Genomic DNA, 8,996 nt, shown 5'->3' with positions numbered 1-8,996 from the left:
CTTCAAGATCGCGATGATCTGCTCTTCGCTGAACCTGCTGCGCTTCATTCTCGTCCGACTCCTTTGCGTCGGACTCTACTCAAAATCGGTCACATTCCAGGGGCGCACGTCACGGAGAGAGATCCATCGTGGAAATCGAGGATTTAAGGGTATTCAAATCTAGCTTTCTGGATAGATTGCGGATCGTATCCGGATACGAAATTCTAAATGGAAGTCCTAAATTTAGATCGCTATGACGATAGAAATATTTTAATTCCATGTCGGGTGGATTTAACCGGCCCCACCGAGTGGGCCGTGTGGTTTGTTTAGGTGTTTGATCCCACGGTTTGATGGTGCGATCCTTTCGTTGGATTGGAAGGAAGCCGCATGGGACAGGTACGTCACGGGAGCGCCACGATCACGCACGCTGTCAGAGCAGTAATACAGCGATCGCAAGCTTCGCTCGCGACGCTGAGCCGGGAACTGGGAATCAATCCCAAGACGGTGGCGAAGTGGCGTAAACGGACGACGGTCGAGGATTTGAAGACTGGGCCGAAGGCCCCTCATTCCACCATCCTGTCCGAAGCCGAGGAGGCGATGGTTGTAGCCTTCCGGCGGCACACCCTGCTGCCGCTGGACGACTGCCTTTATGCGTTGCAGCCGTCGGTCCCGCATCTGACCTGATCAGCGCTACACCGCTGCCTGCAGCGACACGGCATCTCCCGTCTGCCGGACGTCGAGGGCGACAAGCTGAGGCGCCAGCGCTTCAAACGCTACCCGATCGGCTTCTTCCACAAGGACATCGCCGAGGTGCAAACTGCCGAAGGCATGCTCTATCTGTTCGTCGCCATCGACCGCGCCAGCAAGTTCGCCGTCACGCAACTCGTCGACAAGGCCGACATGCGAGGGCGCTGATCGGCAGCTATGTGCCCCATCTCAGCCGTTCAACTCGGAAAGCCTTGATCCCGAAAGCCGCCGTTCATTCATGCGGCGGATGATGGCTGAGTTTGGGGACTTTGCCGCCGTTCCGCTCCGAGAGGGAGAACGCAGCCGACCAGACATCGCCGAGAATGCAACATTATGGGCAATAGGGTTGCGCGCATAAATTTTCGATTAGGTGCCGACGCCTCCGAATGGTGCCCGCGCCTCGACCAGTCCGCCGACAGATCGTTGGCGCCGATAGGGCAAGGATAAGGTGGACATGATTGATCGGGCAACAGGCGAGGCACCGCACCGTACCACATGCGCTTTGCGCGCCGCCGAGGCCAACTCAACATTAGGGGCGTAGTTCGCCTCGAAGAAGAGCGGCTGCCGCCGGCTACCGCGCTCGGTCACACGATGCGGAACACCGAGAAGCGCGATGCGTGCGAGCTTAGCCATTGAGGCGGCGGTGCCGGGCCCAACGCTGCGTGCAATTATTTATAGCACCTCCGGAATTATGGTGCGCCGCTAGCAAAATTTGTAATTATCGACTCGTATTTCTATACAAAAATCTCCAAATCCGCTATTAAAATCCGGATCGGTGTCATCTATAGTATATTTTGACTTAACTCTGGCACCTCTTATTATTGATCCATTTTTTGATATTTTGATTATATTTGGATATACAACGAACTCACCGTTATTCTTTACGATGGCATTGTTATCGCTATCCAGCTCAACTAACCTCAACCCCCCTCCCAGGCGGACTTCGCCTTTGGAGCATCCACCGCAGGCTATGGATGCCAGTGCAATCGAATAAAGTAGTTTTCTAATCATTTGTAGTTTACCGTCTGCTGCCAGTCATAGTTTATCCGATATGGAACTCTATACTATCTCTTATTTCCAGGAGGGTCTTTAAACCAGTCCGATCCGTTCGATAGCGTGTCAGAGGCGGCCGATGATGCTATTCGGTATATCAATCCGCGTTCGATTTCAGAGAATAAAGAATGTGGCGGATGTGTGCATATGAAGGGCGGAAAGTATCAAGCCTATAACCCTGTATCAAACGGAAAAGGTGATTCCGTTAAATTTGCCGCACCTAAAAGCCTGAAATCCGATTATCATACTCACGGAGACTATTCTAAGCCTGACGCCTCTGGAGCACCTGTTAGGACAAGTAAGGCTAATGATGGATATGATAGCGACCATTTCTTGAAAGGATCGGGGGCCGATACGGGGATTGCCGCGTTTCACGCCGCTCGACGAGTTGAGCGCGATCACGCTCCGAGCCAAATTCTCGCCAAGCGGGCGGCTGAGTTCCAAGAAGGAAGCCGTCAGCTTGGCGGGCGGGCGCTAGCATCCTGGCAGCCTCATTGGGCTGGAACGGGGGCAATGCCTAGCCGTCCTGCCGCTGGCGTGCCCCGGCCAGAACCATTGCTATCGTTTCCGGGGTGCCCTCGCGCTTCCAGAGGCGATAGCGGCTGCAGCACGCGCCAGCGTCGCCATAACGGCCGGGCATATCTTTCCACCGCCCGCCCGTCGCCGAAACCCAGATCGCTCCGTTCCCCACAGACCTGTCGCATCGCCTCTTCGGCTCGCCCAGACTTGCAGCGCAGCAAGATGATCAACGAGCGAGAACTCTGGGCCTGCGCCTGTCTGCTCCTGCGTCGACATGGGGAAAGGACGAGATGCGCTGTGAGGCGGCGTGCGGACGAATTGCCGGCTCAAGGGGAAATGGAGGGCCGCCGGACCTTCATGCGCCTCCTCGACTGCATTGATGCCCATCTTGATCGCCGAAGCCCTCTTCACCGAGTTCGTCGGGGAAATTGCGTGACAGCGACGCAAAGGGATGGGTTCCGGCGCTCCTCGATCCCTCAGGGCGGAAATCCGTACCCGCAGCCAGAGCGGTCAGGCGCAACTCCATATACGAAGTGCAGCAGTTGCCCTTGCGATTGAACCTGGGCCTGAGACCATTCGGATCGTAGTTGTAAAATCACCCTCCGCACCTGACGCACACGGCGTTGGCAACTCGTAGTAATAATAGCTGCCTTGTGAAGGATTCACAACAAAGGTGCCGGACGGGGAGCCAGGGCGAGAGAAGCTATACTCGATCGTTGTAGGAGCGGTGCAACTGCCCGATTTATCAATCCATATCAGGAAGGGATTGCTGGGAAATTCCCAGTCATACGAGAACCCGCCATCACGCACCGCGAAGGTACAATCCCCACCCGCAACCGGCGTACTCGTCGTAACGTTCGTACGATTTCCCGAGGGGTCATAGGAATAGCTTGAGGTTACCCCGCCGGTAGTGCTCCCATTATGACTTACGCCAACCAGGCGCCCCAACGCATCATATGAATATTCCGTAGTCTCTTGGGCATTTGCCGAAGATGGTGCGACCATCGTTACCGCGATCACAATGAATGAAATCACAGCGGCACTGATATCGGCGCGCATTCGTCATCCTTCGATGAAATTGACTACGATGCCAATCAGGTAGCGCGTGCGTATTACCACAATGCGAAACGCTCACAAATTTATCTGATTTCAATGCCATGAAGCTTCTGCAATCCAAATTGCTCGAACCCCATACTCCGACGGCGAATACATTCACCGTTGCCGCATTCTGCGCCGATCCGCTTCTTCACGCCCCCTCGGGGTGCCCCCCCATCGGATCCGGAGGCGGCAACGCCGCCATTGCCGCTCTCCGATTCCACTTCACTCCAACTGCGGACGACCATGGTCCCGGGCCCAAGGATGTATCAAAAATTTCCACGGAATACTGGGTGGAGGACGGCAAGATCTATGGCAGAAATCCAGCAGTGGCTATAAGCACCGGATGGTCGAGCAGAGGCATCTTGCAGCCACAGCACACGAGGCAGCCTCGTTCCAGAAATGCGGTACTTTTGTTCGCGCCCGACATGCGGCCCGGCACATCTACCGAATGCGGTTGGCGTCCTCTTCGTTATAGAGGTTGAATACCCGGCCTTCGCCATATTCAGCCTCCAGCTTCCTCTTCGCCTCCTGCAGATCATCTGCATAGACAGTCACCCGCTTTCCCGGGACAGTCGGATCAGCTTCCCAAATCATCGCATGATAGAGTTTCATTTCGCACCTTTGTCAACGGAAGGGTGCCAGGCAGATTCCGCTATTGCAGAACCCTCCAACAATCGTTCCAGGACCGTTCAGAACGCGGTTGATCTCGGCTGGAGACATTTTCGAAACATCATGAATGGTCACGCCGGCATGTTCGCCAAAATATGCCACGTCCTCCGCCAAGAAGCCACTATCCGCGATAATGGCCCCGTCCGCAGTGCCGTGCGCGCCCGAGAGAATGTTCACCTCGCCCTTATAGAGACCCTTGTTCACGATTCCGCGAAACTGCGATTGCACGATATTGCCCGTCGAAGTGAAGACCTCGCCCCCCGCCGCATTGGTTGAGGAAGAGAAGAAGCCCAAGCGACCGCCAAGCCCGCCGCGGGCAGCAAGCGCGCTTCTGGCCCCAAGCCAGGCTCGAACGCTTGCCGAAACTGGAAGGATCAGCTCGCCGCCCAGCACCATCACCGCGGCTCCGCCCATGGTCACGGCGGCTTCGATCGCATTGTCGTGCCACACTAGTCCGTTGGCAGTCTGCTCGTAATAGCCGCCATAATAGGCGACGGTTGCATTCCATCGCGAGTCGCCGGGATGAACGGCCGTCGACGGATCGATTACCTCACCGTTCCTAGGACCGCCGACCGCTGTCGGACAGGGGTCCGGATCGCATTCGGTACCCGTAGGATCCACGCCATTGATCGGATCGTTGCCGACATAGGCATAAAGGTTGATGTTGTCCTTATAACCCACCGGGTCTGCCTGAAGGAACCGACCCAGCATCGGCGAGTATATACGCGCCTTATAGTAATACATTCCAAGTTCGGCGATCCATACCTGGCCTGTATATTGGAATCTTCCTAGGTTTCCTGCACCTGGTACACCATATTCATCATAGGTATTGATGATCAACTTGGAACCGCTCGCGTCGGCGACGGAAGCGACCGACCCTTGATGATCGGTCTGGAGGCTACGGCGATCTCCCAGCCCGGCGCCTTCGTACCAGAGCAACGGCTTGTCTTGCGCGATACCGTGAACGTAACGCCGCAATAGATTGCCCGCACCGTCATACTCGGCGATCAGTTGATCCCCGTCATAGAGGAATCGCGTCGTCGCGGCTCGGCTCACCTGATAGAGTCGACCCAGTGGATCGTAAACGAAGCTCGCGCCGGCCGAGGTGGCCACGAGTCGATTCTCCGCATCGTAGCTGAATGCTCCCACCCCGTCCGAAGTGAGATTGCCGTTTGAGTCATAAGCGTAAACATTGCCGGCGACGCCGGTGTACTGGCCTAGTCCGTTGACGAAATAGGTGCGGTTGGAAGCAAGGTAGCCCGTGAAGCCATAGGCCGCGTTGCTTCGCGATCGGTCCGTGATCTGGCCGGCGAAATTATAGGCAAATGTTGTTGCTATATCATCGGCGGCACCTGCGAGATCGTCGACTAGGCCGGTCAGGCGCGAGGCGCCGTCATAGCCATAGGTCGAAGCGACTCCGCCACGCGTTTCGCCCGAGCGGAGCCCTTGAGGGTTCCAGACCATGCTGGCGATGCTGGCAACACCATTTTCGCGAACTGCTATCGGCCGGTCGAGACCGTCATAGTCATAGGTGAAGAAGGTGCCGTCGGGATGTGTCACACGCACGCGATTGCCGTCGCCGTCATACTGGTACGCAAGGCTCCGGCTGACACCGTCCATGCTCACTGCGCTGGAGACCAGGCGCCCGAACCCGTCAAAGGCATTGGTGACCCCATCGGCGCCTGCCGGACTATCGAAACGCGCGAAAATCTGGTCGCCGCGCACATTGTAGCCGAGATAGACATCGCGCGTCGCGGCAGCCGGAACGGGCGAACATGCATAGCCTGCCACGCAGCCATCCGGGACAATCTTCGCCGTGACGCGGTTCAGCGCATCATAACCATAGACGAAGGTGCGCCCATCGCGCGCGCGGAAGCGAATGCGATTCCCGTTGGAATCATATGTATATGCTTGATAGTCGCCTGTGTTCACCTCGCCCGCGGTATCGAGCGCCGAAGCGTAGCTGGCGGGATTGTAGAAGGGAGCGCGGCCGGCGCCAGGAAACTGCCACCGCTCTACGCGATCGAAACCGTCGTACAGAAATCGAGCCTTGTTGCCGCTGGCATCGATGACGAACTCCTGCTTCCCATTCAACGTATAGGCATAGGTTGCGTAAGCCTGCTCGAGCGTCGTCCCCACCGCTCGCCGCACCTGCAGCAACTGCCCGGCGCTGTCATATATGTTCCGCATGATGCGGTCCGGGCCTTGTGCGCCCTCCGCGCCAAGGGTGCATGCATCCGGCAGGCTGCCGAACGAGGCAGGGTTCATCCGCAGGGCGGTGCACTCAAGCCGTCCCGCACCGTCATAGCTATACTGGGTAACCTGATAGACCGCACCGTTTGACGTTATCGTCTCGCGCACCTTGTGATCCGAACCATCATATTCGGTGTCGAGGCGATTTGAGACCGTGAAGCCGGGCCAATTGGCAGGCGCCACATTGTCCAGCGGCCAAGCTGCAAGCTCGCCCTTCTCGACCCGGACCAGACGGCCGGCGCTATCATAGGAGCTTCGTGCCGCAGGGTAACCGAGCGCGCCCCCTCCGTCGGGATCCGCCTCAATTGCACCAGTTACCCGTCCGGCGGCATCGTAGCGAACCACGGACGTGAACGCCGAGGGAGCGGATTGCCCCTGCGCAAGTGATGGCATGAGCAATCCCAATGCGGCGAGCCACGCCAGTCTGCGTAACAGCATCGTTACCTCTTCCGAATATTGGAAATAGTCTCGGTTTTACTGGCAGCTGCTCAGCCCAGCGCGCGGCTTGGTCATGCTAATCTTGTTACCCTGGCCATCGTACCGATAGCAGGTGCGCAGAGTCTGCCCATCCGAAGTCACGGATATGCCATGGACAAGCATGTTGTCCGCCGTGCCGTCAGCACCAAACTCAAATGTCATGACCGTCTGCGGTGCCCCGCCGTCACAAGTCGGCGTGTCACTCCCTGCCGCCGTCTGGCAGAGGGTAGTGGACGCCTTCACCCAGATCGGCGCCCCCGCCGGAGCCAGCCCCCCACCCCCGGTCAGGACATAGGCGTACTTCTGGATATAGCTATTCAATTTGAGAGGCCGCGGCGCACCGCTGGTTGGCGCGGGCTTCATCTCCGACACGATGCCGCCATGCGCCGCATCATAGGAATAGACTGTCGTCGCGCCTTGCGGATCGGTAACGATCAGGGGCTTGTTGCAGACCTTGAGATTCCCGCACGCTGGATAGCTTGCGGCCCAGGTGATCGGCGCGAGGCCGCTGCCCGCCTTGGGATTACGCCGGGCAATCAAGCGGTTGCCGCGATCGTCATAGGTGAATTCGATGCTCTTCACATTGGCGCCCGCGTCCTCCGGAAAGGTCACCGTGGCGGGATAGGCCAATGCCCAGTTGGCACGAATCATGGTATCCGGATCAGGCCATCCCCCCTTCACGATCGCCGACCACGGATATCGGTAGAAAGAGAACAGGGTGGCTCGCCCGAGTGGATCCGCTATCCGCGCAGGCGGATCCCGCCAGAGAGGCATGTCCAACGAAGTGATCGCGCCCGTCGGATCCGTCGCACGCATGGCGCTCGAGGATTCGAGATCCCCCGCATAGTGGATTCCCTTGAAATCATAGCTCCAGGTCCGGCCGTCCACTGCAACGCTCTCGACATTATCCAGCCACGTCAACGGATTGGGTACGGAACTGCCGCCAGGATAGGTAATTAGAGGGTATTCGCGATAGGTGATGACGCGCTTCGTCGCGGAAATATCCCCCTTCTCCACGCTTACCATGCGCCAGGCGCCCCAACGCGGCTCGAGCGAGAATCCGAATGTCATCGCTTCGCCGTTCGGCCTTGCGAGCCGAACCCTGTTGCTGACACGATCATAGGTAATGTCGACGGCCTGCGCATCGCTGTCGAAGGACGCGCACCGCGAGCCGGACGCCTCGCTGCAATAAGTGTGTGCCTTGTTGTACTTGACGATACGCGTAACCGAATACCACCGATCCACCGGCGCGGCTCCATCGAGGAACGTGCCATCCGCTTGATAGGAGAATTGCAGCGCATAGCCTCGACTGGAGACAATCGAGCGAATGCGCGACGTATCGAAGATAGTACCCGACGCCACCAGTCGGATCGATGCCTTGTCGTAATAATAGGTCCACACCTCGCCATCCGGCTGGTTCATCTTCGAGACGACGTTCCCATTATATCCCGAGGTCGGCACCAACGGCGTGTAGAGTTGCAGATAAGTTCTATCACTCGAAATCTCCGCCGTCGCGCCATCCTTCGCGGTGTACAGATAACCCGCCCCCCAAGGAGTGAGGGCTGACGAGGTATTCGCTACATTGTGGAAGTTCTGAACCGAGGCGATCTGCAGAAATCTATCATGATGAGTCGGTGAGTCGAAGTTGACAAAAGCTACAGCAACTGGGCCGGACTCATCTTCTGGACTCCATGTTAGAATCGAGTTCGTGGTCAAACTCGCATAGACGATTTGGCCGATCGTGTTTGAAACCGACAGTGGCGGGGAGTCGGTGAAATGCGTATGCGTAACCGCAAATCCGGGACTGACGAAGTTGAAGCCGACACCGAGGCGGTTGCCGCCCGCGGAAAGCAATTCGCCACTGACTCGAAACTTCCCAGTGGAAAGATCCACTCCATTCGGATCCGAATAATCCTGAGCGGGATAGAGACTCTGCAAGGCATCCTGAAACTCCGGGTCGCTGGTGGCGCCACCGGCAGCGAAGCCCGTCGTTCGCGCCGCTGCGGCGGCAGGCCGGGGAGCAAGCTCGGCCGCAGCGCTATTTGCCGCAGCCGGCTTCTCTCCGTCGGGAGATATGGCATTCTGCGCGAATGCCGGCCCCGAAGAAATGGCAGCGCTTGCCAACAGAACCAGCTTTGCAGCAACCATCCGTTTAGCGATCGGGATTATAGCCATTTAATATCTCGCCATTACAATAGCCA

4 protein-coding genes and 2 pseudogenes are annotated in these 8,996 nt (G+C 57.6%); 2 read left to right on the top strand and 4 right to left on the bottom strand.

What is annotated here, in order from left to right; genetic code table 11:
• Positions 1-366 precede the first annotated feature (366 nt).
• Both FFS08_RS20595 and FFS08_RS24365 read left to right on the top strand, forming a co-directional pair.
• Positions 367-876: pseudogene (locus tag FFS08_RS20595) on the top strand (transposase family protein); the annotation flags it as partial.
• A 966-nt stretch (positions 877-1,842) separates the two neighbouring features.
• Positions 1,843-2,055: pseudogene (locus tag FFS08_RS24365) on the top strand (DUF4329 domain-containing protein); the annotation flags it as partial.
• Between the two features lie 241 nt (positions 2,056-2,296).
• Here FFS08_RS24365 and FFS08_RS24360 read toward each other — a convergent pair.
• The 4 genes from FFS08_RS24360 to FFS08_RS20570 all read right to left on the bottom strand — a co-directional run bounded on the left by FFS08_RS24360 (position 2,297) and on the right by FFS08_RS20570 (position 8,970).
• Positions 2,297-2,503, bottom strand: a complete 207-nt coding sequence (locus FFS08_RS24360) for a transposase (RefSeq protein ID WP_137861789.1) — start codon at positions 2,501-2,503, stop codon at positions 2,297-2,299.
• Positions 2,504-3,837: 1,334 nt separating this feature from the next.
• Positions 3,838-4,008 (bottom strand): hypothetical protein, encoded by a 171-nt coding sequence (locus FFS08_RS23665; protein ID WP_163628629.1) that lies wholly within the window; start codon positions 4,006-4,008, stop codon positions 3,838-3,840.
• A gap of 12 nt (positions 4,009-4,020) precedes the next feature.
• Positions 4,021-6,756 carry an RHS repeat-associated core domain-containing protein gene (locus FFS08_RS20575; RefSeq protein ID WP_137861767.1) on the bottom strand — a complete coding sequence of 912 codons (2,736 nt, stop codon included), beginning with the start codon at positions 6,754-6,756 and terminating at the stop codon, positions 4,021-4,023.
• 36 nt (positions 6,757-6,792) lie between these two features.
• A complete protein-coding gene (locus FFS08_RS20570; RefSeq protein ID WP_137861766.1) occupies positions 6,793-8,970 on the bottom strand; it encodes a hypothetical protein in 2,178 nt (725 codons plus the stop codon).
• Positions 8,971-8,996: the final 26 nt, after the last annotated feature.

It is taken from the genome of Sphingomonas sp. 1F27F7B (assembly GCF_005503355.1).
Taxonomy (GTDB): Bacteria; Pseudomonadota; Alphaproteobacteria; order Sphingomonadales; family Sphingomonadaceae; genus Sphingomonas.
The sequence above is the reverse complement of the archived record's forward strand: the minus strand, read 5'-3'. Positions and strand labels throughout refer to the sequence as shown.